The following is a 22362-nucleotide window of genomic DNA, read 5'->3' as shown; positions in this document are numbered from 1 at the left end:
CTTACAGAGACTTTGAAAGGAGTGAAGGTTTATGGCAACTCCCGCAATTTTGAACCAATCCCCCATTCGTTCACATGAGGTTTTCCAAGGTGCACAGCTCGATCTGCTCTGTCCTGAGTGGAATGCCCCCCATCCGGGCGGGAGGAAGCCGAAGCCTTCGCTCTCTCCTTTTCCCCCACTTTGGTTCGTTTTCTAATCAATTCTTTCTCACGTCCTGGCGATACGGTGCTCGACGCTTTTGTCGGCACAGGCGGCACTGTGTTCGAGTCGCTGATGATGGGACGAAAGGCGATCGGCATCGATTGCAATCAACACATGCTCGATCGAGCATTGCGGCGCATGGAAGTCTTCGCAGAGAATGAATCCCCCACCCTGCTCTGCGGAGACGCCCGCAAGCTTAGCGCCCTGATCCCTGAAGAATCGGTCAATCTTGTGGTCACCCAGCCACCCTACGGCAGCACGTACCGTTTTTCTTCACACAATCCGGACGATCTGTCCCTGCTCCCTTCCCGCGACTTTCTGCTGTCGATCGAACAGGTAGCGGCTGAGTTGTACACCGTGTTACAGGCAGACGGCATCTGCGCGCTGCTCATCGGTGACATCAAAGAAAGCGGCCGCATGATACCGCTCGGCTTTCAGTTCATCCATCGCTTTCTCTCCCGCGGTTTCTCCGTAAAAGACATCTACGACTCCCGCACACCTGCCTACAAGTTACCCTTTTCGTTACACAAACATGAATATCTGTTTATCTTCCAGAAAAAACAAAAAGCGGCGAAACAACACCGCTAAGACCTATGCTTCAGCCTGCTTTCGGGTTTGCTTCGCCACTTTCTTCGCTTCTTTCTGATGCAAATCACAGATACTCTGCAATGAGCAGAGCCCACACTTCGGACTTCTGGCCGTGCACACACGTCTCCCATGTAGTATCAGCGCATGATGCGTGAACGTCCACTCTGCTTTCGGAAGCTTCTTCATCAGGTCAAGCTCCGTCTGCAACACGCTGGTCGCTTTGGTCAGACCCAAGCGGTGTGACAGTCGATCAACATGAGTATCTACCGCGATGGCCGGTACACCAAACGCTGTGCTCAGTACCACATTGGCAGTTTTGCGCCCCACTCCTGGTAACCCAACTAGATAATCGTAGTCATTAGGTACTTGTCCACCCTGTTCTACAACCAGTCTACGGCATGTTTCCAAAATGTTTTTCGCCTTGTTGCGAAACAACCCGATCCGTCTGATCTCGTCTTCCATCTCCGCTTGGCTCAAGCTCAGAAAGTCTTCCGGTTTCGGGTATTTTGCAAACAGCCCTGGCGTCACCTGGTTGACCAGTTTGTCCGTACATTGCGCAGACAGTAGCACCGCAATTAACAGTTCGAATGGATTGTTGTACAATAGTTCACAATGAGCATCCGGGTACAGCTCTTTCAGATGCCCGATCATAATAGGTATGTCTGCTTTCTTCATCGTCGCTCGATCCTCCCGGTCTCCTCCTTCGACAAGAGTACCGCGATTCCTTTTTAAAGATAGTGGACGAGAAACAGGACACCCATGCCAACCGACCAGAGCACACCTAAGCTCCACTGCATCTTTTGCCGATGTTTGCGTAAGCAATCGGGTACTTCCATCACTGACACCTCTTTTGCACGACTTTTCTTCATTTTATGTCGTGTAAAAGCACTCGGAACGGCCACTGTACGAAGATCGCCAAAAACAGGCGTCCTACCCATTTGCTTTAAATAGAAAATAATCTATAATAAAGAGTACAAAAGATATAAAATTCCGAAAAGGAGGTTCATCATGACAACTATGACCCAGGAACAGATCGATTCGATGCGCAAGTTGTGGGAGGAACATCAACCGAATCTCGGATCGGCAGGCGAACCTTTTTATACTCTGATGAAATTTGAAGGTGAACGAAACCTCGGAGAAATTTTTGCCTATCCGGGTGTCACGCTCTCTTTTGGGCGCCAAGGTATGGTCGTTCCACTGTTTCCAACCGAAGAGATTGCACGCGAATGTGAAAGTGCAATCCGCGAATCCGACCCGGAATGGCGCGTTGTAGGGGTTAGCGAAGCGTTCTTAGAAGCGGTGCTCGCATTGATTACTTATCAAGAGATCACGCTCGTCATTGGCGTCTCGCCAAGCAAAAGCATCGTCTGCCATACAGACAAGGTGCCAGAGTTGGTGGAGAACATGCGCGAACACGGATTTTCTGAAGACCTCTTAGCCAGCGCCCCAGCAGAATCTGAGCAAAACTAACAAACAAGAGCAGGCTCTTTTAGCAGCCTGCTCTTTTTCTGCTCACCGCTTCATCTGCACTCTTTGCCCATAAACAAAGGGAGCCTGTCGCAACATCTCGAACTAAACTGCTTCTGGTAGTTGTTCGATAGTTAGTAACGCCGAAACGATAATTTTCCATTTATTGCCACGTGATCGCTCCAGCTTATTTCCCCTGCCAATATCTCCAGCCTTGTGCTCCAAGCCCTGAACTCCTAGTGCCTCGTAGAACACATCAAGCACAAGCTCGTCCTCTTACCTTCTATAGAAGAGCGGGACACAACAGATATCCTCCAGCCCCATCACCGCGTCGATATAATATTCAATATGTGGAGCGGGAATCTTGCCCGCAGACCTTGCGCGGAACGTGGCGACGATCTCATCTGTGTTCAGATCGATCGCATTGAGAAAGCTGTTCAGACCTGACTCCTCAGATTCCAGCTGCAACGCTTGCAACCATTCTACCGGTACCTCGCCTCTCTCGGTCATCATGTCGCTCCATTCATCACGTGCCAGCGCCCCTGCGACGATCAGATCGTGTGCAAGCAACGCACGCGCCATCCCTGAGGAAGCATTAAAATTTCGGTTGTTCAATACGGCACCGAGCAGAATCTGCCAACCATCTTCATCCAGTTCGAATGCGTTGGCGACTCCAAGTAACGCACCCAGCAATTGCGCTTGCGGATGATCGCCCAAGCGATGCGCAGCTTCCAGCCCTGCGCCAAGCGCTGCAGTCAACTCTTTGCCACCTTTATTTTGCAGCTCAATCGCCGCCAGCACCGTCGGAAACAACAGTGGTGCATCATGAATCGCCGCATTTCCCAGCGCCGCTTGCGGTGCGCTGACCATGTTTCCAGTGGCAAACAACATCGCTTGCTCCTCACCGCCGAATGCCTCCAGATGCTCCGCAAGCCGCACGCTCTCTTCCAATTGTCCGATCTCAAACGACTTACCTAAATAATCGAGGAAGAGCAATTTGATTTGGATCATCTCTTCATAACTCCACATCGGCCACACCGCTTCGCGTGCCCGCTCCAGCCACCTTTGCATGCAATTCCCCTCCTGAGTTAGCTCTGACCGTCCATTCTGTCTCCACTATAAAGAAAAGTCAAAGCAAGAGCAATCGAGTATAAGACATCCTGACAGCTTCATAAAGAATAGTGCATCCCACCCCATTTTGGGATTCTTGAATACAATCCATCTCTATTGTCGCTTCAACACTTGTTTGATAGAATAGGCACGTCATAGTCGAAAGATTTGGAGATGATTTTGCATGGGCATGATGACCCGCCTTCGTGGCGCGCTGAACACCTACCCCAAAATTTTATGGTTTCTCGCATTCGGTGCGTTTTTAAATGTGGCTGGGTTGTCCTTTATCTGGCCGTTGAACTCGATCTACATTCACGACGAATTGGGTCGTCCGCTCACCGTCGCTGGCATCGTACTCTTATTGCACTCGGCAGGTGCATCGATCGGTCAGCTGACAGGTGGAACGTTGTTTGATAAGATCGGCGGACGTCCCGTGCTGTTGCTCGGACTGTTCAGTTCTTCCGTCCTGATGAGTTTGATCGGATTTTTTGACTCGTGGCCACTGTATGTAGCTGTGATGTTCTTGTACGGTTTATCCGCTTCCCTCGTCTTTCCCGCTATGAACGCCTTGGCGGCCAAATCATGGCCGGAAGGAGGACGGCGTGCGTTTAACTTCATCTACGTCGCCAATAACCTCGGCGTGGCAGCAGGTACAGCAGCGGGTGGATTGGTCGCATCCTATTCTTTTAAACTGGCCTTTTTCTCAGCTGCGATCACTTTTGTCATCTTTGCCATTTTTGTACTTTTTAAAATTCATGATCGCCCCGCGACTGCTGACACGGTCGCCGCACAGGTGGGGCAAAGCACCTCTGCCCAAGAGATGGCAGCTACCCGTCTTCGGACGGAACCGAAAATTCCTTGGCTGCCAGTCATGTCCTTATTTGTTGGCTTGCTGGTCGCTTGGTTAGTTTATGTGCAATGGCAGACTTCAATTGCAGTTCACATGCAAGCCAATGGCATCAGTCTTTCCATGTACAGCATGCTGTGGACGCTGAACGGTGTGTTGATTTTCGTCGGGCAGCCTTTGCTTTCCTATACCGTAAAGTTCTTCAAATCCTTATCCTCTCAGATGTACCTTGGCATCGCTTTGTTTTTCCTCAGTTTCTCGCTGTTGCTAACGGCCAACAACTTTGCGATCTATCTGGCCGGCATGGTGATCCTGACATTTGGAGAAATGTTGCTCTGGCCGGGCGTTCCAGCCGCCGTCTCGCAACTGTCTCCGCCATCAAGGGCCGGATTTTTACAAGGGCTGATCGGCAGTGCGGCCACTGTTGGACGCATGCTTGGTCCGTTATTGGGTGGACTGCTCTACGACCATACCAGTTTCAGCAACCTGTTACTCGTCATGGTTGCTGTGCTGGCGCTCCCGCTTTTCGCCTTCATCTTGTATGCACGAACACAGAAAAAAGAACGGACCTGAGGTCCGTTCTTTTTATTTCCCAGAAATGGAAAGTGATTTGATCTTCAACGAAGGTGCGCCGCAGGCCCCGCGTCCGACGCCTTGGAAACGCAAGTCGTTGCCGAGGGCTTCCACGTTTTGCAGCAGTTGGAGGATGTTGCCCGAGACTGTGATCAGATTGACTGGGCGGACAATTTTACCGTCCTCGATGTAGTGACCGAGGGCGGAGAGTGAAAACTCGCCCGAGATCAGATCGGTGCCCGAGTGCAACCCTTGCAACTCAATGATCATGATCCCTCGCTTCGTACCTGCAATCAAATCGTCAAGCGATTGATTGCCCGGTTCGATATACAAGTTGTTCGGTAGCGTGGTCAAATCGCCTCGGTAACCCGCTTTAAAAGCGTTACCAGTCGAAGCGACACCCGCCTTTTTCGCACTTTTCAAGTTGTGCAGGAAGGAGACCAGCTTCCCGTTATCAATCACGTTCGTACGCCCTGTCGCAACCCCTTCCGAGTCGAAGGGCGTATTGCCCGGCGCCCCTGGCAGATGCGCGTCGTCAACCATCGTGATGTTGCTCCCTGCAACAGCTTCCCCAAGGCGGCCTTGGAGCACCGAAAGCCCTTTTTCCGCATTGGAGCCAGAGAAGATCGGCGAGTAGGTTTGCAACAGCGTCGCGATCGCATTGTTGCGGAAGATGACCTCATAATCATCCGAATCGACCGTCTGGCCACCCAGTTTCTCGGCCGAGTCGCGGCCGACCCGATCACCAAAAATCTTCACGTTCAGATCGGCAAGGCTTGACGAACTGAAATCGGAATCGTATGCGGTCGCCACTGCACCGTCAGCTTTCGCCAGCGCAGAGACTTGGCAGACGGCCGTCGTGCTGGCCGAGCGGCAATCAAGACCTTTTGTGTTGACGATCATGATTTCATTGTTGCTGTTGACCAGCACGCAGGTGTTCAGCAATTCGATGCGCGGGTCGGCTGCCAATCCTGCTTTTTCCATCTCAAGCGCTGTTTGGATCAGCGTGGATGCATCGGTGTTAAACAGTTCCTCGGAGAATTTAGCTACCTCCTGATAATGCGCAGAACCTTCATAAAGCTCCGCAATCTCGTCGCTTTGCGTCACTTCTGCGTTTTCCCGTGCCGCCAGTAACAGTTGGTCAATCGATTCTTCATCGAGTTTTTCGGTGAACGCGCTACCCATCTTGCCTTGGTATTCGCCGCGAAACGACAGGCCCGCTCGTTCAATCGTGTTGAAGGAATCGATGTCTCCTTTAAAAATTCGCACCGTGGAAGCGCGGTCCGCTTGATAATAAATCTCCATTTCGGAAAAACCGTACTCGCGCCCTTTTTCAAACACGTACTGTTTCAACTGACTGAGTTCCATCGTCATCGCTCCGTCACTCCCCTTTCCGTCCGCCGACCGTAAGCTCCGCCACGCGAATCATCGGTTGACCGACATCGGCCGGGATACTGCCAGAGATCGAGCCGCACATTCCTTGGCCAAAGCCTAAGTTTTTGCCGACCATGTCGATCTTTTGTAACACGTCCATGCCTTTGCCGATCAAGGTTGCGCCGCGCACTGGCTTCTCGATCTTGCCATTCTTGACAATGTAGCCTTCGCGAACAACAAAGTTAAAGTCGCCTGTCGCCGTGTTGACCGATCCGCCGCCGAGATATTTCGCATAGAGCGCATACTCAGTGTTGGCGATGATCTCTTCGGGCGTGGAGTTGCCCGCTGCGATGTAGGTGTTGTTCATGCGCGAAGCCGGAGCAAACTTGTACGACTCGCGGCGAGCCGAACCGGTAGACTTCATGCCCATGCGCTTAGCGCCCAACTTGTCGATCAGATAGCCTTTGAGAATCCCGTTTTCGATCAGCAGGTTGCGCTGAGTCGGTGTGCCCTCATCATCGATTGTCGAAGAGCCCCAAGCGTTCTGAATGGTACCGTCGTCAATGGCGGTGACAAGTGGAGAGGCGACCTGTTCCCCGAGTTTGTCGGAGAAGACAGATATTTTTTTCGCAACTGAAGTCGATTCCAAACCATGACCACACGCTTCATGAAAAATAACGCCGCCAAATTCATTGTCGATGATGACCGGAATCTTGCCGCTCGGCGCAAATTCGGCATTGACCATCGTTTTGGCCGTATGTGCAGCAATGCGGGCTTGCTCTTCGATGTTCAAGTTCTCGATAAACTCATAACCGCTTTGCGCACCCGGTGTCGCGGTACCGACCGATTTGTCATTGCCAATAGTTGCAACCGCTTCGATGAACAGCCGGGTGCGGGTCCGGCGGTCTTCGGTGAACAGACCTTCGGAATTGGCGATAAGCACCTTTTGGTCTTCATCTTTGTACGAAACGGAAGTCTGGGAGATGACCGGATCATATGCGGTCGCCGCCACATGTGCGCGGCGCATCGCTTCCACTTTCTGCGCTTTGCTCACTGAGCTTGGCACAATCAGAACCGGGTGGGCCGATTGCAACGTGGTTACCCGCAGATCGAGCGTGATGTCACGCTTCGTTCCCCGAATCGCCTGCGCTGCTGAGCGAGCCACTTTCAATAAGTTCTCGCGACGAAGATCATTCGTATACGCATAAACGGCAAACAGACCGGAAATCACACGAATTCCGATGCCATAATCTCGGCCAGATAAAGCGGACTCGACGCTGCCTCCAATCATGTGGATCGTCGTAATCGTCTTATCTTCCACGAACACATCGGCAAAATCGCCTCCGGTCTCCAGAGCCGCTGCCAGTACGTCTTCGATCAAAGCTTGAGACAGCATGTGTGTACCCCCTCGTTACCTTTTGGTTTATCTTGTAATCGTAACACAAAAGTCAGACTTATTGCCCGAAAATTTTCGTGAGCCGAAGAAAAGACTCCAACACGGCGGTACAAACAAAAACCACCCATGACAGGTGGTTTTCACTATTTCCTACGCTTGAGTTTTCGTTTCGGCACCCCATCCATCAGGTCATCGATCGCGTCTTTGATCACATCGACCGAAATCGCAAAGCCGATGCCTTGCGAAGAGGCGCTGACGGCAGTGTTCATACCGATCACTTCACCGCGCATGTTGATCAGCGGACCGCCGCTGTTGCCACGGTTGATCGCGGCATCCGTTTGGATCAGGCGAGCATACTTGCGGTCGCCGATCGTGATTGGGCGCTCCTTGGCGGAGATGATTCCGACGGTGACGCTGTGGTCTAAGCCGAGTGGACAACCGATCGCTACCACCCATTCACCGACTTGGATGTTCTTTGATGCGCCAAAAGGTAGCGTACGTAAGCTTTTTGGAGGCTTGACTTTCAAGACTGCTAGGTCGAGTTCATAGGAGGAGCCGATCACCTCGGCCAGAACATCATCTTCCTCGTCAAAAAAGCGAACATACACTTCGTCAGCACTGTGAATCACATGCTCGTTCGTCAGGATGTATCCTCGCTTGTCAAAAAAGAATCCCGTCCCGATGTTCGTCGTCCTGCGCAAATCATCATCCGATCGCCCGATCGAATCGCGGCGGCGAGAACTGTTGCTTTGTCGCTCACGTTTGACGACCTCGATATTCACGACTGCATCTTTAAATCGATTTGCAATATTCACAAAGTTTGGGAACGCGAGCTTTGATGTTGTGCGGCGACGACCTGACGCCGAGTGATAGCCACTTTTCGGTACGCGCTTTTTCACTCCACTCACCTCGTAACATCATCCTATGTGCTTGCCCTCACACTCGGTTCGCCTAAGTCTGTCCCCGATAGCAAAAAGGGCGCATGTCTCGCATAGATATAGGATGACAAGCCTTGTCAGTAACGGAGGTGACCCATTTGAATCTTTTTGTTGCCATCCTGATGGCCCTCGGCCTTGGCGCGCTGCATTCCTTGGAGCCAGGTCACGGCAAAGGGGTGATGACCGCCTATCTGATTTCCTCGCGGGCCAGGCTTCGCGACGCGGTTTTTCTCGGTTTTACTTCGGCCATCTCGCATACGCTCTCCATCTTGTTTCTGGCATTTGTCACCACAACCGCCTTACAGTTCTGGCTCCCTGAACAGATTGAAGCATGGCTCGGTCTGCTCTCGGGCGCGGTGATCACTGTGATCGGCTTGCGCATGGTCTTTTTGCGCCTGTACCCACCTGTTGTCTCGCTCGGGCGGCTCGGGAGCGATGCACAGGAAACGTATGTCTGCAGCCACGGGCACGTTCATCACATCTCAGAGCTAGCGGTAGGGAACCACGGACTCACGCATGACCATTCTCATGACCACCATTTGCACAGCCATGCGCATGACCACCATACACATGATCACCACCACGGGCACAGACATGACTCTTCGGGGGCGTTGGCAGTCGTCGCCACACAGGAACGTTCCATCCGCCGCTTGTTGACGATTGGAGTTCTGACTGGACTCATCCCTTGTCCGAGCGCGCTCGTCATGTTGCTCGCCGCAATTTCGGCAGGACAGGTCAGTCTTGGCGTCGGGCTAGTAGTGGCCTTTTCGATCGGCGGAGCGCTGGCTTTGTCGCTGCTCGGCATTCTGTTGCTGAAGGCGGAACACAAAGTCCGCTTCCTTGAACGCCGTCGCTTTGGCGAGGTGATGGCGACGCTCAGTGCCGGTATCATCGTGCTGATCGGCTTCCTCGTCACCTATGAATCGATCTCCAAACTTAGTCTTTTCGGATAAAAAAAACCCCGACCACAACGTCGGGGTTTTTTATGCCAAATTACTTTTGGGCCAGCGCCAATTCGATCATCGTGCGCACGCCGAAACCGGTAGCGCCTTTCGGATTGAGGTCACCGCCGCCCTCTTGGTCGCGCGCCACACCCGCGATGTCCAGATGTACCCACGGGGTATTATCGACAAACTCGCGCAAGATCAGTGCGGCCGTGATCGAACCGCCGTCACGTCCGCCGGAGTTTTTCATATCGGCAACGTTGGAGCTATAAGCCGCTTGGTATTCTTCGACCAGCGGCATTTCCCAGACCCGCTCACCGGAGCTGTGGAATGCATCTTTAACTTCCGACGCGAAATCGGAGTCATTTGAGAACATCCCGCACAATTTGCGGCCCAGCGCGATGGAGATCGCACCGGTCAGCGTGGCGGCGTTGACCACCTTGCTCACCTTGCACTTCTCGATCGCATAGGTCAGCGCATCGGCCAGCACGACGCGGCCTTCTGCATCGGTGTTGACAATTTCGATCGACTTGCCGTTCATCGCCACCACCACGTCGCCAGGCTTGATCGCATTGCCGGAGATCATGTTTTCTGCCGCACCGATCACCGCTACGACGTTCGCTTTCGGCTTCAGTTGTCCGATCGCCTGCATCGCACCGATGACAGCACCTGCGCCACCCATGTCCGTCTTCATGTTTTCCATGCCTGCCATCGGTTTCAATGAGTAACCACCGGTGTCAAAGGTGACGCCTTTACCGACGAGACCGAGAACTTCTTCCGAGTCTGGGTTGCCGTAGTAAGACAGCACGATCAATTTCGATTCCTCGTCACTGCCTTGGCCGATGGAGAGGAGCGCGTTCATGCCGAGATCTCGCATTTCCGCTTCGCCGAGCACCGTGATGCCCATGCCCGTTTTCACAGCCACATCGGTCGCCAGTTCGGCAAGACGGGTCGGGGTCAAGATGTTTGCCGGTTCATTAATCAGGTCACGAGCAAAGTTGGTGCCTTGCGCATAGATCTGGCCAATTTCCAGCCCCTTTGCAATTTCCGCTTGGTTTGCTTCCGCCGATTCGACGACGATCAAATCGGTCAGTTTCGCAACAGCTTGATGTTTCTTGAGGTTTTTCACCTGGTAAAGACCGAGCAAAGTGCCTTCTGCCAGCACTTGTGCAGCCTGTTCAACCTGAAGATCACCATGTCCCGCACCGTGGACGATCGTCGCCAAAGTGGAAGCGCCCAACTCCCGTGCCGACTTCGCAGCGATCGCAGCGATGGAACGAGCACGGTTGCTGGAAAACTCGACTGCTTCGCCTAGCCCTACGATCAAGACGCGCTTCGCATTCAATTTGCCAAAGCTGTAGAGGAGGCGGGTTTGTTTGAACTTACCCGTCAGGTCGCCCGTTTCGATCAGAGCGGTGATTTGACCACCCAGTGCTTCATTGACAGCGCCAATTGCACCGCTTAGTTCGGTCACCCCTTCAAATAGACTGACAACAAGAACGTCAGCTTCCACATTCACAACAGATTGCAGTTGGAGATTAATGTTCACGATATTCATTCTCCCTTCAAATTAATTAGTTTGGCTAACCTATTACTTATGTAGATGCATGAAGAAAAAGAACCGACCAATTCTGGTCGGTGAATCTTAGTCCAATTTAGGCGTTTCGTCCGCTTTCGTCTCCGCAGCTGCATCAGCTTTCGGTGCATCAGCTTTCGGTGCATCAGCTTTCGGAGCTTCAGCTTTCGGGGCTTCAGCTTTTGGTGCTTCAGCCTTCGGAGCTTCAGCCTTCGGAGCTTCAGCTTTCGGGGCTTCAGCTTTCGGTGCTTCAGCTTTCGGTGCTTCAGCTTTTGGTGCTTCAGCCTTCGGTGCTTCAGCTTTTGGTGCTTCAGCCTTCGGTGCTTCAGCTTTTGGCGCATCAGCTTTTGGTGCTTCAGCTTTTGGTGCAGCGGCAGGCTTCGCAGCAGCTGGTTTGGCAGCTGCGTCTTTTTCTGCTGCCGGCGGCGCCGGTGGGAGCGGAACGAGTCGCTCACGGCTCAGGAACTGCATCGAGCTGTCAATTTTAAAGTACAGGTCGCGCTCATCCTTCGCATGCAAGATCGAACCGTTGCGAAGCACAAACGGCACATCCAAGCACAAAGAGCACAGGTCTGCACCTGCACAATCCTTAATGTCTACTTTTTCTTCCGGATATTTAGAGAGCAACGCATCGTAAACTCGCTGGGAATGCTTCTCAAGGTTTTGCTTACAGAACACCCATTTCACAGATGAAGCCACGACAGACATCTCCTTTAGAAAAAAACTTAACGCAACGACTTCTTTATTTTACATCAAATTGTAGATGCAATTCCACAAAAAGTACGCGCTTTCATCCTATTCTAACATTCCGTTCAAATGAAGTCACTCTGAATGATCGCATACGCCTCATTCCCGCAGTGTGCACAATGCATAAGATGTGTGCATTGCCCCCCGTTTTGCTGCTTGACATGCGCGGTCATCTCATAAGGTGCATATGGTCCGATATAATCGCTCCACATCCCGCCGTCCTTCATCGCTTCCCCACAATTTTTGCATGTAATCCCTGCATCCGTCAATCCGTTGCACAGCGGACACACCTGCTCCACGACAACTTCCTCCTCACCTGACAAAAGTATGTAGGAGTAGGATGCCCCTGTTCGAATAAAAAAACGCCTCCCGCAAGCACGGGCGGCGTTTTCTGAGACTGATCGGTTCGGATTACGAAACGAGATCGTACCAAGCCATCTGGATTTCCTCGAGAATCTTCTCATTGGTATCCTCCGGATTCCCTTCGAAACCCTCAAGTTCCAACACCCAGCGGCGCAGCGTTGCAAAGCGCAACGACAGCACATCCTCATCGGGATGCAGTTCGTTCAACGCTTCTGCAATGTCTTGTGCATCTTCCCAATTCATTGCCAATCTCCCTCCTTAGTCACAATCAAAAGCATCGGTGCCAAATGCGGTCTTGTAATATGAGCAAGCGACACGACCCGTCTCCTTGCTCCGCCAAAGCCCGAACACCCATTCGTCCTCATATCTTGCAAACGTCCGCGCATACTTGGCCGCGCAAGACATACAGGTCGCCTCCTGATGGCCTTTTTCTCCCACCAGCGCGTCCGGTTTGACCACATGACCGCATGACGGGCACTCAAACGTCTCCATCGCTTCCATGACGTTCGCCTCTTTCAGCAGATTCTGCTTCCCATTGTAACACACCTGTTTCACGAATTCTGCTCAGCACCGCCGCCCCAAGCCGTTCCGAGAAGCTCAAATGCTCCCCCTGAACAAACTCGACCGGCGGAAACCGCTCCTTCGCCGCAGCTATTGCGCGCGGCAAGTCATCCGTCACATGTTTGCCAAGCAATAAAAAATAGGGGATGACGACCACCTTGTCCGCCCCTTTTGCCACGCACGTAGACAAGCCCTCTGGAAGGCTTGGCGATGCCCCTTCCAAAAAAGCTGGCTCGACCAGCGCGTATGTACCCCGCGCCTTGACTGCTTCGATCAGATCGAACAGTTCCTGGTTCGCAGCAGACAGCAGACTGCCGTGCGCAACAAAAAGAACGCCTGTTGTCATCATACCCCTCCGTCGAGAAAAACTAGTTCACCTCAACAGACTGTTTCATAGCTTTCGTCAAGTTGACGACCGATTTACCAATTTGCTCAAAGCGCTCCTGCGACTTCTCGTTGGTAAATTTGCCATCTTCCGTAAAGGAATCATTGTAGCCGACCGAACCGAACTGCGGCACGACATAGGCGTGCAGAGAACGCAAGATGGTCAGCATTTGGTTTAACGTATTGGTCGCAACCGCGCCACCAGCAGAAGCGATCAGGCCAACTGGTTTGCCAGCGAACTGATTGTATCCTACAAAGTCCAGCGCGTTTTTGAACACGCCGGAGATACCGTTGTGATATTCTGGCGAGCCCAGGATGAAGGCGTCCGCTTGGTTCATCAGTTCTACAAAATATTTGACGTTCTCTTCTTCGTATTTGTTTTCATCGTTCGGATCATACAACGGAAGCGGACGTTCACGCAGATCGAAAATTTCCACATCTGCGCCCGCTGCTTTTGCCGCGTTGATCGCGACCTGTGCCGCTTTCATCGTGGTCGAATCGGTACGCAAGCTACCAATGAGAGCTACAATTTTCATAACTACTACCTCCAATTATCTGTATAAGAATAAGAATTCCCTTATGTAACTATTCATAATATACCCTAAGTCTGGAAATCTGCAATGCTTTTTCCGAAAAAAGATTCCCTCCTTGCGACATGTGAAATGGAACGCTGACTCGTCAAAATTTAGACAATTATTGGTACCCTTTCTGTAGGAATCCTCCTGTCAAAAAGAGAATAGTAAGAATAATGCAGAATTAATCGAAAAATAAATAAGGGGGTTCTTCTACATGTTCAAAAAAATCAAAAACAAATGGCTTCGCGAAGGGCTCAGCTGGGCATCCCTTTTAGTAGTCGCTTTTCTCATCAATCTCCTCATCCGCGAGCACGTCTTTGCGATCACCAAGATTGAAGGTCAATCGATGCAACCGACCTTAGAAAACCATGAGCGCGTCTATCTGAATCGATTAGCCTACGACTTGGAAGAACCAAAGCGCGGCGACATCGTCGTCTTCCCTGCACCGAACGACACTCGCGACTACATTAAACGCATCATCGGACTGTCGGGCGATGAAGTGAAGATCAGCCAAGGCGTGCTCTACCTCAACGGAGAGAAACAGGCGGAGAAGTACATCGACACGATCACCAATGATTTCCCGCCGACCATCGTGCCAGACGGACACGTCTTCGTGATGGGCGACAATCGGCACCCTGGCGCGTCGCTCGATTCTCGCGATCCGCGTGTCGGGTTCGTACCCGAAGAAATTCTCAAGGGCCGTGTTGATTTCGTGCTCTACCCGTCTTTGCACTGGGTTGATACCCAACAATAAATTGTTGACAGATCGTAAAAGAGCACCTGCGCTCAGGGGCTCTTTTTTATGATATGATGTGCATGGATAAAGAAAAATTTACTCATGTTTTAACCGATATAGGAAGGTGAAAATAAGTTGCAGCACCAAGAGCAAAATTACCGTTTCAAAGTAAATCTACAAGGCATGATCGAGCTGCTGTCCGGCCATCTGTACAGCTCGCCGCGCGTTTATATTCGTGAACTGTTGCAAAATGGGACCGATGCTATCCGAGCTCGGGCCAAGACCGACACAGACTTTTCCGGGCAGATCTCACTCGAAGTGATTGCTTCCGCCGACGGTCCTCGCACGCTGATCTTTGAAGACAACGGCGTGGGACTTACCGAAGATGAAGTTCATCAGTTTTTGGCGATCATCGGCGAATCCTCGAAGCGCGCAGAAGAGATGCGCAACACCGATTTTATCGGCCGCTTCGGCATCGGTCTGCTCTCCTGCTTTGTCGTCAGTGATGAGATCGTCGTGATCACCCGTTCCATTCACAGCGAGACCGCTGTCGAATGGCGCGGTAGACCGGACGGCACCTATACGATCCGCCAGTTAGAAGGCAACTTCACACCGGGCACGCGGATCTACCTGCGTAGCAAGCTCGGCTTCGAAGAGTATTTTGACATCGCGACCGTTCGCGATCTCTGCCGTCATTATGGCGGGCTGCTCCCCTACCCCGTCTCCGTCTCGGATGGCATCCGCACGCAGACGATCAATGAAAGCAAACCTCTCTGGCTGTTACCCAACTGGCAGCAGACCGTCTCCCACGAGGCGATGCTCGACTATGGCAGACGCTTTTTCGGGGAATCGTTTATCGATTATATCCCGCTACGCTCAGAGACGGGTGATGTGACTGGTATCGCGTTCGTGCTGCCTCACCGCGCCGCGATCACCACCAAGACGAACCATCAAGTCTATCTCAAGCAGATGTTGCTCTCTGAAAATGTGGACAACATTTTGCCGAATTGGGCCTTTTTTGTCAAATGTATCATCAACACCAACGACCTGTTGCCGACAGCTTCACGCGAAGAATTTTACGAGGACAGCAAGCTGTCTGTCGTGCGGGAAACGCTCGGGAACTGCCTGCGCGACTATCTGATTTACCTCGCCGAACACGACCTGCCCCGCCTGCACAAGCTGATCGCGATCCACTTTCTGTCGATCAAAGCGTTGGCGGTGCAAGACGACCAACTCTATCGGCTGTTTATCAAGTGGTTGCCGTTCGAAACGTCGCAGGGTCGCCTGACGATGGAGCAAATTTTAGAAAGGAACAAGTTGATCCGCTACACACCTTCACTCGATGAATACAGACAGATCTCCCGTGTATCGGCCGCGCAGTCGATGTGTGTGATCAACGGCGGTTATGTGTTCGACGCGGAGTTGATCGAGCGTCTTCCCGACTTTTTCCCAGAGTACAGCGTGGAGCGCGTCGATCCGCTCGACATCACCGAGTCGTTAGAGGATTTGACAATTCCTGAACAACAATTGGCCTTTCAATTCATGCGCACCGCCAACACCGTGTTACAATCGTTCGGCTGTAATGCGGAGATTAAAAAATTTCTGCCGTTGGAACTACCCGCCCTCTATTCGACCAGCGAGGAAGCGACATTTCTGCGCTCCGTGGAGCGGACACAGGAGGAATCCAATCCGTTGTTCGCTTCCATCCTCGAGTCGTTGAACGCCGCATTTGGCGCACCTGCCGCACACGGGCAGCTTTGCTTCAACTTCAACAACCCGGTCATCCTCAAACTGGTGCAGTCGGCCGACCCGAAACTGCAACAGATGGCCATCGAGATGATCTATGTACAGGCGCTGTTGATGGGGCATCATCCACTCAACCACCGCGAGATGAAACTGCTCAACAACGGCCTGTTCAACCTGATCGAATTGGGCATGAGATAAAGGAGGGTGACGATGAACTATCAGGCTCAACTCTCACAGTTGGAAAGCCAAGCGGACATGCTTCCCGACGGCGATGCCAAAGTAGCGTTGCTCCAACAGGCGATCCAACTTGCCGATGCACACAACGAACTGATCGACTCCTTCGAATTGCGCGAAAAGCTGATCGATGCGTCTGTCGGCGCTGGTGACCCGATGCGCATGCTCGTCGCTTTCTCCTGGTGCTTGACCCAGATGGACAAACATCCCTACCAGTTCGAACCCACCAGGATGCTCTGGCAGTACAAATGGGTTGTCGGCCACATCGATGCCTTGCCGCAGATCACACGCACACAGGTCGATGCGTTGATGGAGGACATGAAAACCCGCTACGAAGCGCAGGGCCTCTCCTTGCGTCCGTACTATCGCCAACAGCACGCTCAGGCGATGTATGCGGGCGACAGAGCGCGCGCTGACACTGCGTACCGCCTTTGGCTAGCTGCTGCGATCGATGATTTTTGCGACTGCAACGCCTGCGAGCGGGCACATCAGGTCGAATACATGGTTTGGCTTGGCGAAGACGAAAAAGCGCTGGCGCTAGCGGAGACGATTTTGAACGGACAGCTCGCCTGCTCGACCGTCCCGCACAACACCCTGCACGATCTGCTGGAAGCGCTCGTCAGATTGGATCGCCTCGAAGATGCGCAGGAGCTACAGAAACGCGGCTATGCCAAAATCGAGAATGAGCCGTCCTTTATGCACGGTTTCGCCAACCACATCCGCTTTCTCGCCCTGACCGATCCCGAGCAAGCGATAACATTGTTTCACAAGCATCTTCGCCAAGCGCAGGACACCTCTCATCTGCGCAACAAATTCCGCTATTTCCTCGCTGGCTGGCTGTTATACGAACGCCTGCACCGCGAGGGTCAGCAAAATGATCTGTTGCCTTGGTTGATCACCGAAACACGCGCCCTCGCGGACGCGTTCGATCAACGCAATGGCAACACCTATCACGCCACTTTGATCGACAAGACGCTCGCGTTGCTCTACTGATCCTGCGCGTTCCAAAAAACCCTCGACAGCTTGGTCGAGGGTTTTCCTATGCTTTCCAGCCCCGCTGTTGCATCTGCTTGCCAACCAAACGATCGGCACGTTCCGCCCAAAAGCTTGCCTGCTCGTAATCCTCCTGCCGCTTGTACAAGTCGGTCAACAGTTGATAGACCACGAGTAACTCTTCCATGTTCTCATGCAACAAGTATAACGCCTGCCTAACCGCTTCCAACGCTTCCTCGTAACGCTGAGCATCCCTATGCAGCTCGGCCAGTGCCAAAAAGGTCAAACCACGCTCGACAGGGCATTCGCACTTCACAGCAAGCCCCTTTTGCAAAAGTGACTCGGCCAGCATCCGCTTCCCCATCGCCTCGCACGCTTGGCTCAACTCACAATAGGCGCGCACCTCCACTTCTGGACAACTCAAGCTCTTCGCCTCCTGCAAGCTAGCTCTCAATTCGGTCAACGCTTCCTCATGCCGCCCCGTCTTGCCGAGCAAACGCCCGCGGGAGATCCTCGCGAGCGTCGCCATCCGCTTGTCGATCGCTCTTAGATACAACGAAGCAGCATGCTCGAAACAGCTTTCTGCTGTCTCAAACTGCTCCAGCTTCTCCAGCACCAAGCCAATGCCGAACTGCACCTCAGCGCGTCTTCTCGTCTGCTCCGGCAGACGTTGCAAAAACTGCTCGGCAAGCCGATAATGATGCAGCGCCTCCCGTGAGCCGCCCAATTTGCGCAGTCCGTTCGCCAGATACAAACAGACATCGAGCGCTAGAAGCGGCTCTTCTGGTGGAGCAGGATGGCGTTCTAGTTCCCGCTCGGCCCGCCGCCACTCGACCAACGCCAGTTCCAATTGCCCTAACGACTGTGCCACTTCCCCAAGCCGCACATGAAGACGGATCATCTCACCAGTCTGCTCTTCACAAATCGCATGGTGCAACGCCTTTTCATAGAGCCGCCGCGCCTCCTGATATGCCCCCAACTGCTGCTGACAGCAAGCCGTCCGATACGTTAACCGCAACAGCGACCATGAGGGGTGGGGATCTTCCAAACATGTTTGTAGCAACGGTAACGCTTCGGCAAAGTGTCGCAATGTTAAAAACGCCTGAGCCTGCTTGTAGCAGACCAGACGTTCATGATCTTCATGTTTTGTCGGCAACAACTGCTCTGGACGCACAGAAAGCCGTTGTGCAATCCTCGTCAACAGATCGGCAGAAGGTTGGATTTTGTTGGTTTCAATCTGCGAGATCATGCTTTTGGTAACCAATCCTTCTGCTAAAGCACGCTGTGACAGACCGACTTTTTTCCGCAACATGCGGATTTTCTCGCCAAGCGTGGACACGATTAGAAAATGATGTGCGGCGTATGACCGGCACCTGGCATTTCCATAAAGGCGGTGGTCAGCATCACCGAAAGACGCAACGCTTCTTCACGGTTTGGCAGGTTAAACTGAGCTTGTACTTCATCGGCCGTAACGCCCGCTTGGAACAATGCGGTACCTTCATACGGCGCCGACAAGATCACCAGCTTCGACCCCATCGCCATGCCCAGCAGATATTGCGGCGGCAGTGGAATCACAGCAAACTCCATTTTTCCTTTTGCATCGCTCATCGAGAAATGAGTAATTTCAGCAAAACCTAGCGAACTTTTTTGCACGTCCATACTTTCAAACAGCTCCTCTTTACCAGCATATGAATGATATGTATCTAATAGTGTCTGCAAGCGGTCACCTAGTAAACCCTGCCCATTCTTGGTACACTAAACACCAAAAGCAACAAACGAAGGAGTCGTCGAGACAATGGGAATCGTGATTGTGGAAGTTTGCGATGTCAACCCGGCTTCCGGATTGGATCTGGAACGTTTGGAGACCACATATCCTGGCACGAGCGTCATCCGCACGCCCTGCCTCAGCAACTGTTCGGAGTGTGCAGTTCACCCTTATGCCTATGTTAACGGCGAGATTCACTGGGCTGACACGACGGACGAACTTTGGAACAAACTCGGAGCGGCGATCGAAGCAGAACTTGCCGAACTGCTCTAGCACAGGAGGAGGGCCCGGCCGGTTACAAATCGGTCAGGCCCTCCTTGCATCAGCATCGCGCATCGATGCAGTTTATGCGGTCAACTCATCCGCTTTTTGAAATTGAACTTCCACCTTGTACCCTGTGTGTTTCTTGATGTTGAGCACACCGCAGTCGAGAATCAGATACTGTCCTTTGATCCCGAGCAGTTTGCCGGAGATCAGCGGCGCTTTGTCAAAACCGATCGATTTGATCTTCTCCAGCGTCTCCAAGATCGGATAGGTGAACTCATAGAGTTCTTCCACATCGAACAGGTACTGCTGGAACTGTTCGGGCACAAGTTGTTTGATCTTGGCGCGCATCTCGAACAGATCCACATCTTCGACCACACCCTTGAGCATCTTGCGCCAGTCGGTCTTGTCGGCAATATGCTCTGCGATCGCCATCTCCAATTCGCCAGCCATCTTGCGGGTCGGAAGTTCTGCGATCGGAATCGCCTTGATCGCACCTTGGTCCACCCAGCGGGTCAACTCGCGATTCTTGCGGGTCAAGCCGACCTTGATACCAGACGACAGCGCAAGGTATACATAGTGAGGAATCATGCAATGCGTCTGCGCAAACTCCTCATCGCGGCAAGTGCCTTTATCAAAGTGGCATTCGTGCGGCTTGACGATACAAAGATCGGTCTCAGCGAGCGTCGTCACACACGGATAGCAGTAGCCACCACCGTACAGTTTTTTCACTTTTCGGCCACAGGTGCCGCATGCCATTTCGTGCAGGAACGACAAGCGAATTTCCGTCCCGATCATTTCATTTAATGGGATCTTATGTTCACCGATTTCCAGCGTGTAACTCACCGGAGCATGCGGTTGATGTGTCAAGTGGCTCAAATAGCCTTGATACGTCGTCATAACCCACTTCCTTTCCAACCTGCTCTTCTCTTTACAAGTGTATCAAAAATAGGGATGGGTATCGACCCTAACCTCTGACCATTTTGTAGACGGAGAACGCTTCAGTCGGTCGGAATCCCAACTTCTTATAGTTATTCGCAGCCGGTTCATTGCCCTGTGTCACGCTGAGCGATACCGCATGTCCCGGGCCATACTTCGCTCGCACGCGCCGCACTCCTTCACGCACGATCTCGCCACCGAAGCCTTTGCCCCGCGCGATCGGAGCCACCCCAGTATACAAGAGCACCGTATCCCCGGCATAGCGACCGCCTGGGAAATCGTGAAAGATCGCAAACCCGACATCACGTCCGTCCGCATCTGTCGCCAGCACCCACAGGTCCCGATCGAATTCGCCAAATCGCGTCTGAAACATCTTGAAACTTTTCTCCGGATAGGTTGCGCCCCACTCCATCATCGGATCGAGGTTATCTTGATATGATGCTTTGTAGACCTGAAAAAAGCGTTCGTTGATCGCCTCCGAGTAACTTTGAAACGTCAGCCCCTTCTGACCAGGTGCGATCTCTGCGGTCAATTTCAGCCGCATATCTATTCGATCCACCCAGCGCGTGAAACCGGCCGCTTCAAACACATCACCGAGCGCTCCCAAGCGCGTATGATAATCCACATAGGTCGCCTTGAGGATCTTAGGACCAGCATAAGACCAAATATTTTGCAAAAACGCCTTAGTCACTTCCCGCTCATCATAAGCCGGATCGACGTCTGGGCGCTGCAGTTGGAGCTCAGTTTCAAATCCTCCGTAGCGCAAAATGCCAGCAAACCGTGCACCATCAAGCGCCACCAGCGTTTGTGATTCAATCTCTGCCACCAAACCCTGCTCTTGAAAGCGGGCCACCTCTTGCTCCACCTGCGCCTCCAAGATCGCACCTTCCAAACCGCGAGATCTGTGCACCAAGCGTGTGATATCCCACACATCACCCGTTTCGACTAAGCGAATCTGAAAGTTCATCATGAATCCCTCCGTTCATTTGACTCTCTGCTCAATTCTACTATACAGTAAAATTAGAGAAAGGGGGATACTGGAACATGTCGATCAGCAAGTCTTACCGTTTGACACCGCAAGCGCCCTATCGTTTTGATTATTTTCAAAAGCGGGTGGAGAACTCGTCCAATTCCTACCTCTATTCGATCGGAGAGAACGCGCTGTCCCGTGCGCACATCATCGGCGGTCACCCTGTTTTGGTGCACATCACTTTAGATACGCCCTCCACACCCAACGCCCCTGTCATCAGGCTCGACGTGCAGGGAGCCCATAGCGATGCTAGGGCCGACCAAGCGGCCGACATCTGGCGCCATATGCTGTCGATCGACCGTCCGCTGTTGCCTTTTTATCAGCAAGCGGCGACCGATCCGGTGCTGAAAACGATCACTTCCGACCTGTCCGGCATGCACCTGTTGCTCGACTCCAGCCCGTTTGAATCGACGATACTCTCGATTATCGGCCAGCAGGTCAACTTGACTTTCGCCGAAAATCTCAAACGCTCACTCGTCGAACTCTGCGCCTCCTCCATCGACGTGAATGGCTCCACGCACTATGCGTTCCCGTCGCCTGAACAGATCGCAGCGCTCAACTATGAACAATTGCGAGCGATGAAATTTTCCCAGCGCAAGGCTGAGTATGTGATCGACTTTGCACGCGGTGTAGCAAACGGCAGTATCGACCTCCATTCCCTGCAAGGTATGAGCAACGCAGAGGCGATCGACTATCTGATCAAACTGCGCGGCATCGGTCGCTGGACGGCCGAATGCGTCTTGCTCTTCGGCCTTGGCCGACCAGACCTGCTTCCTGCTGCCGACATTGGGTTGCGCAATGCGATCCAGCACTTTTGGGGCTTGGATCATCAACCGACCGAACAGGAAGTACGCGAATTTGCAGTTCCTTGGCGAGGTCACGAATCCTATTTCACCTATTATCTTTGGACAGCGCTCGGACTCGCCCGCGCCGCACAGAAACAACAAACGGTCACCCCCAAAGCAAAGCGCAAAAATTCGAAAAATATGGCAGAACGAGACAAGGAGTGAT

At 52.6% G+C, this 22362-nt stretch carries 26 protein-coding genes; 9 read left to right on the top strand and 17 right to left on the bottom strand.

The annotated features are described in order from the left end of the window. The first annotated feature begins 117 nt into the window (after positions 1 to 117). Positions 118 to 789 carry a TRM11 family SAM-dependent methyltransferase gene (locus CIG75_RS09080; RefSeq protein WP_094236364.1) on the top strand — a complete coding sequence of 224 codons (672 nt, stop codon included), beginning with the start codon at positions 118 to 120 and terminating at the stop codon, positions 787 to 789. A gap of 3 nt (positions 790 to 792) precedes the next feature. Here CIG75_RS09080 and nth read toward each other — a convergent pair whose 3' ends face one another. Next, entirely contained in the window at positions 793 to 1464 is a 672-nt protein-coding gene (gene nth, locus CIG75_RS09075; protein WP_094236363.1) for an endonuclease III, read from the bottom strand. Positions 1465 to 1797: 333 nt separating this feature from the next. Here nth and CIG75_RS09070 point away from each other — a divergent pair, with 333 nt between their 5' ends. Next, on the top strand, positions 1798 to 2259 hold the full coding sequence (locus CIG75_RS09070; RefSeq protein ID WP_157729468.1) for a hypothetical protein: 462 nt from the start codon (positions 1798 to 1800) through the stop codon (positions 2257 to 2259). A gap of 102 nt (positions 2260 to 2361) precedes the next feature. Here the strand turns inward: CIG75_RS09070 and CIG75_RS20680 are convergent, their stop codons facing one another. After that, the gene (locus CIG75_RS20680; RefSeq protein ID WP_157729467.1) at positions 2362 to 2520 is read right to left on the bottom strand and encodes a hypothetical protein; all 159 of its coding nucleotides are present in this window, start codon (positions 2518 to 2520) and stop codon (positions 2362 to 2364) included. A gap of 12 nt (positions 2521 to 2532) precedes the next feature. After that, positions 2533 to 3327, bottom strand: a complete 795-nt coding sequence (locus tag CIG75_RS09065; RefSeq protein ID WP_094236361.1) for a hypothetical protein — start codon at positions 3325 to 3327, stop codon at positions 2533 to 2535. Between the two features lie 223 nt (positions 3328 to 3550). Between CIG75_RS09065 and CIG75_RS09060 the strand changes: the two genes are divergently transcribed. Continuing rightward, on the top strand, positions 3551 to 4786 hold the full coding sequence (locus CIG75_RS09060; protein WP_094236360.1) for an MFS transporter: 1236 nt from the start codon (positions 3551 to 3553) through the stop codon (positions 4784 to 4786). 12 nt (positions 4787 to 4798) lie between these two features. Here the strand turns inward: CIG75_RS09060 and CIG75_RS09055 are convergent, their stop codons facing one another. The 3 genes from CIG75_RS09055 to CIG75_RS09045 form a co-directional block, all read right to left on the bottom strand. Then, positions 4799 to 6160 carry a TldD/PmbA family protein gene (locus CIG75_RS09055; RefSeq protein WP_094236359.1) on the bottom strand — a complete coding sequence of 454 codons (1362 nt, stop codon included), beginning with the start codon at positions 6158 to 6160 and terminating at the stop codon, positions 4799 to 4801. 7 nt (positions 6161 to 6167) lie between these two features. Further along, the gene (locus tag CIG75_RS09050; RefSeq protein WP_094236358.1) at positions 6168 to 7556 is read right to left on the bottom strand and encodes a TldD/PmbA family protein; all 1389 of its coding nucleotides are present in this window, start codon (positions 7554 to 7556) and stop codon (positions 6168 to 6170) included. A 143-nt stretch (positions 7557 to 7699) separates the two neighbouring features. After that, complete coding sequence (locus CIG75_RS09045; protein WP_094236357.1) at positions 7700 to 8464, bottom strand: S1C family serine protease; 765 nt, start codon at positions 8462 to 8464, stop codon at positions 7700 to 7702. Between the two features lie 104 nt (positions 8465 to 8568). Between CIG75_RS09045 and CIG75_RS09040 the strand changes: the two genes are divergently transcribed. Then, positions 8569 to 9447, top strand: a complete 879-nt coding sequence (locus tag CIG75_RS09040) for a HoxN/HupN/NixA family nickel/cobalt transporter (protein ID WP_227874390.1) — start codon at positions 8569 to 8571, stop codon at positions 9445 to 9447. Positions 9448 to 9487: 40 nt separating this feature from the next. Here CIG75_RS09040 and CIG75_RS09035 read toward each other — a convergent pair whose 3' ends face one another. The 7 genes from CIG75_RS09035 to CIG75_RS09005 all read right to left on the bottom strand — a co-directional run bounded on the left by CIG75_RS09035 (position 9488) and on the right by CIG75_RS09005 (position 13605). Next, entirely contained in the window at positions 9488 to 10987 is a 1500-nt protein-coding gene (locus CIG75_RS09035) for a leucyl aminopeptidase (protein ID WP_157729466.1), read from the bottom strand. Positions 10988 to 11083: 96 nt separating this feature from the next. Next, positions 11084 to 11713 carry a DUF1450 domain-containing protein gene (locus tag CIG75_RS09030; RefSeq protein WP_193791338.1) on the bottom strand — a complete coding sequence of 210 codons (630 nt, stop codon included), beginning with the start codon at positions 11711 to 11713 and terminating at the stop codon, positions 11084 to 11086. A gap of 113 nt (positions 11714 to 11826) precedes the next feature. Next, positions 11827 to 12060 (bottom strand): hypothetical protein, encoded by a 234-nt coding sequence (locus tag CIG75_RS09025; protein WP_094236354.1) that lies wholly within the window; start codon positions 12058 to 12060, stop codon positions 11827 to 11829. A 112-nt stretch (positions 12061 to 12172) separates the two neighbouring features. Then, complete coding sequence (gene iscX, locus CIG75_RS09020) at positions 12173 to 12367, bottom strand: Fe-S cluster assembly protein IscX (RefSeq protein ID WP_094236353.1); 195 nt, start codon at positions 12365 to 12367, stop codon at positions 12173 to 12175. A 15-nt stretch (positions 12368 to 12382) separates the two neighbouring features. Continuing rightward, entirely contained in the window at positions 12383 to 12625 is a 243-nt protein-coding gene (locus CIG75_RS09015) for a hypothetical protein (RefSeq protein ID WP_094236352.1), read from the bottom strand. Then, positions 12603 to 13034: a sirohydrochlorin chelatase gene (locus CIG75_RS09010; RefSeq protein WP_094236351.1), complete on the bottom strand. Its 432-nt coding sequence runs from the start codon at positions 13032 to 13034 to the stop codon at positions 12603 to 12605. The genes CIG75_RS09015 and CIG75_RS09010 overlap by 23 nt, the downstream gene beginning before the upstream one ends. A 19-nt stretch (positions 13035 to 13053) precedes the next feature. Then, entirely contained in the window at positions 13054 to 13605 is a 552-nt protein-coding gene (locus CIG75_RS09005) for an NADPH-dependent FMN reductase (protein ID WP_094236350.1), read from the bottom strand. A gap of 253 nt (positions 13606 to 13858) precedes the next feature. Between CIG75_RS09005 and lepB the strand changes: the two genes are divergently transcribed. The 3 genes from lepB to CIG75_RS08990 all read left to right on the top strand — a co-directional run bounded on the left by lepB (position 13859) and on the right by CIG75_RS08990 (position 17353). After that, the gene (gene lepB / locus CIG75_RS09000; protein WP_094236349.1) at positions 13859 to 14398 is read left to right on the top strand and encodes a signal peptidase I; all 540 of its coding nucleotides are present in this window, start codon (positions 13859 to 13861) and stop codon (positions 14396 to 14398) included. Between the two features lie 117 nt (positions 14399 to 14515). Next, positions 14516 to 16324 carry an HSP90 family protein gene (locus CIG75_RS08995; RefSeq protein ID WP_227874389.1) on the top strand — a complete coding sequence of 603 codons (1809 nt, stop codon included), beginning with the start codon at positions 14516 to 14518 and terminating at the stop codon, positions 16322 to 16324. Between the two features lie 12 nt (positions 16325 to 16336). Continuing rightward, positions 16337 to 17353, top strand: a complete 1017-nt coding sequence (locus tag CIG75_RS08990) for a hypothetical protein (protein ID WP_094236348.1) — start codon at positions 16337 to 16339, stop codon at positions 17351 to 17353. Positions 17354 to 17399: 46 nt separating this feature from the next. Here CIG75_RS08990 and CIG75_RS08985 read toward each other — a convergent pair whose 3' ends face one another. Further along, positions 17400 to 18692 carry a helix-turn-helix domain-containing protein gene (locus tag CIG75_RS08985; RefSeq protein ID WP_094236347.1) on the bottom strand — a complete coding sequence of 431 codons (1293 nt, stop codon included), beginning with the start codon at positions 18690 to 18692 and terminating at the stop codon, positions 17400 to 17402. Positions 18693 to 18694: 2 nt separating this feature from the next. Further along, positions 18695 to 19012: a hypothetical protein gene (locus tag CIG75_RS08980; protein ID WP_094236346.1), complete on the bottom strand. Its 318-nt coding sequence runs from the start codon at positions 19010 to 19012 to the stop codon at positions 18695 to 18697. Positions 19013 to 19148: 136 nt separating this feature from the next. Here CIG75_RS08980 and CIG75_RS08975 point away from each other — a divergent pair, with 136 nt between their 5' ends. Continuing rightward, positions 19149 to 19391 (top strand): YuzB family protein, encoded by a 243-nt coding sequence (locus CIG75_RS08975; RefSeq protein WP_094236345.1) that lies wholly within the window; start codon positions 19149 to 19151, stop codon positions 19389 to 19391. Positions 19392 to 19463: 72 nt separating this feature from the next. On the opposite strand, the gene CIG75_RS08970 is transcribed toward CIG75_RS08975, so the two are convergent. After that, the gene (locus tag CIG75_RS08970; protein WP_094236344.1) at positions 19464 to 20282 is read right to left on the bottom strand and encodes a DUF2797 domain-containing protein; all 819 of its coding nucleotides are present in this window, start codon (positions 20280 to 20282) and stop codon (positions 19464 to 19466) included. Positions 20283 to 20349: 67 nt separating this feature from the next. Continuing rightward, a complete protein-coding gene (locus CIG75_RS08965) occupies positions 20350 to 21291 on the bottom strand; it encodes a GNAT family N-acetyltransferase (RefSeq protein WP_094236343.1) in 942 nt (313 codons plus the stop codon). Positions 21292 to 21365: 74 nt separating this feature from the next. Here CIG75_RS08965 and CIG75_RS08960 point away from each other — a divergent pair, with 74 nt between their 5' ends. Then, the gene (locus tag CIG75_RS08960) at positions 21366 to 22361 is read left to right on the top strand and encodes a DNA-3-methyladenine glycosylase family protein (protein ID WP_094236342.1); all 996 of its coding nucleotides are present in this window, start codon (positions 21366 to 21368) and stop codon (positions 22359 to 22361) included. Position 22362: the final 1 nt, after the last annotated feature.

It is taken from the genome of Tumebacillus algifaecis (assembly GCF_002243515.1).
Classification (GTDB): domain Bacteria; phylum Bacillota; class Bacilli; order Tumebacillales; family Tumebacillaceae; genus Tumebacillus_A; species Tumebacillus_A algifaecis.
Note: the sequence above shows the minus strand (reverse complement) of the source record. Positions and strands in the feature narration are given on the sequence as shown.

Excerpts from the sequence above, each read along its gene's own strand:
- nth (WP_094236363.1), bottom strand. The coding sequence starts at position 1,464 with ATGAAGAAAGCAGACATACCTATTATGATCGGGCATCTGAAAGAGCTG.
- CIG75_RS09070 (WP_157729468.1), top strand. The coding sequence starts at position 1,798 with ATGACAACTATGACCCAGGAACAGATCGATTCGATGCGCAAGTTGTGG.
- CIG75_RS09065 (WP_094236361.1), bottom strand. The coding sequence starts at position 3,327 with ATGCAAAGGTGGCTGGAGCGGGCACGCGAAGCGGTGTGGCCGATGTGG.
- CIG75_RS09060 (WP_094236360.1), top strand. The coding sequence starts at position 3,551 with ATGGGCATGATGACCCGCCTTCGTGGCGCGCTGAACACCTACCCCAAA.
- CIG75_RS09055 (WP_094236359.1), bottom strand. The coding sequence starts at position 6,160 with ATGACGATGGAACTCAGTCAGTTGAAACAGTACGTGTTTGAAAAAGGG.
- CIG75_RS09050 (WP_094236358.1), bottom strand. The coding sequence starts at position 7,556 with ATGCTGTCTCAAGCTTTGATCGAAGACGTACTGGCAGCGGCTCTGGAG.
- iscX (WP_094236353.1), bottom strand. The coding sequence starts at position 12,367 with ATGAATTGGGAAGATGCACAAGACATTGCAGAAGCGTTGAACGAACTG.
- CIG75_RS09015 (WP_094236352.1), bottom strand. The coding sequence starts at position 12,625 with ATGGAAGCGATGGAGACGTTTGAGTGCCCGTCATGCGGTCATGTGGTC.
- CIG75_RS09010 (WP_094236351.1), bottom strand. The coding sequence starts at position 13,034 with ATGATGACAACAGGCGTTCTTTTTGTTGCGCACGGCAGTCTGCTGTCT.
- CIG75_RS09005 (WP_094236350.1), bottom strand. The coding sequence starts at position 13,605 with ATGAAAATTGTAGCTCTCATTGGTAGCTTGCGTACCGATTCGACCACG.
- lepB (WP_094236349.1), top strand. The coding sequence starts at position 13,859 with ATGTTCAAAAAAATCAAAAACAAATGGCTTCGCGAAGGGCTCAGCTGG.
- CIG75_RS08990 (WP_094236348.1), top strand. The coding sequence starts at position 16,337 with ATGAACTATCAGGCTCAACTCTCACAGTTGGAAAGCCAAGCGGACATG.
- CIG75_RS08980 (WP_094236346.1), bottom strand. The coding sequence starts at position 19,012 with ATGGACGTGCAAAAAAGTTCGCTAGGTTTTGCTGAAATTACTCATTTC.
- CIG75_RS08975 (WP_094236345.1), top strand. The coding sequence starts at position 19,149 with ATGGGAATCGTGATTGTGGAAGTTTGCGATGTCAACCCGGCTTCCGGA.
- CIG75_RS08970 (WP_094236344.1), bottom strand. The coding sequence starts at position 20,282 with ATGACGACGTATCAAGGCTATTTGAGCCACTTGACACATCAACCGCAT.
- CIG75_RS08965 (WP_094236343.1), bottom strand. The coding sequence starts at position 21,291 with ATGATGAACTTTCAGATTCGCTTAGTCGAAACGGGTGATGTGTGGGAT.
- CIG75_RS08960 (WP_094236342.1), top strand. The coding sequence starts at position 21,366 with ATGTCGATCAGCAAGTCTTACCGTTTGACACCGCAAGCGCCCTATCGT.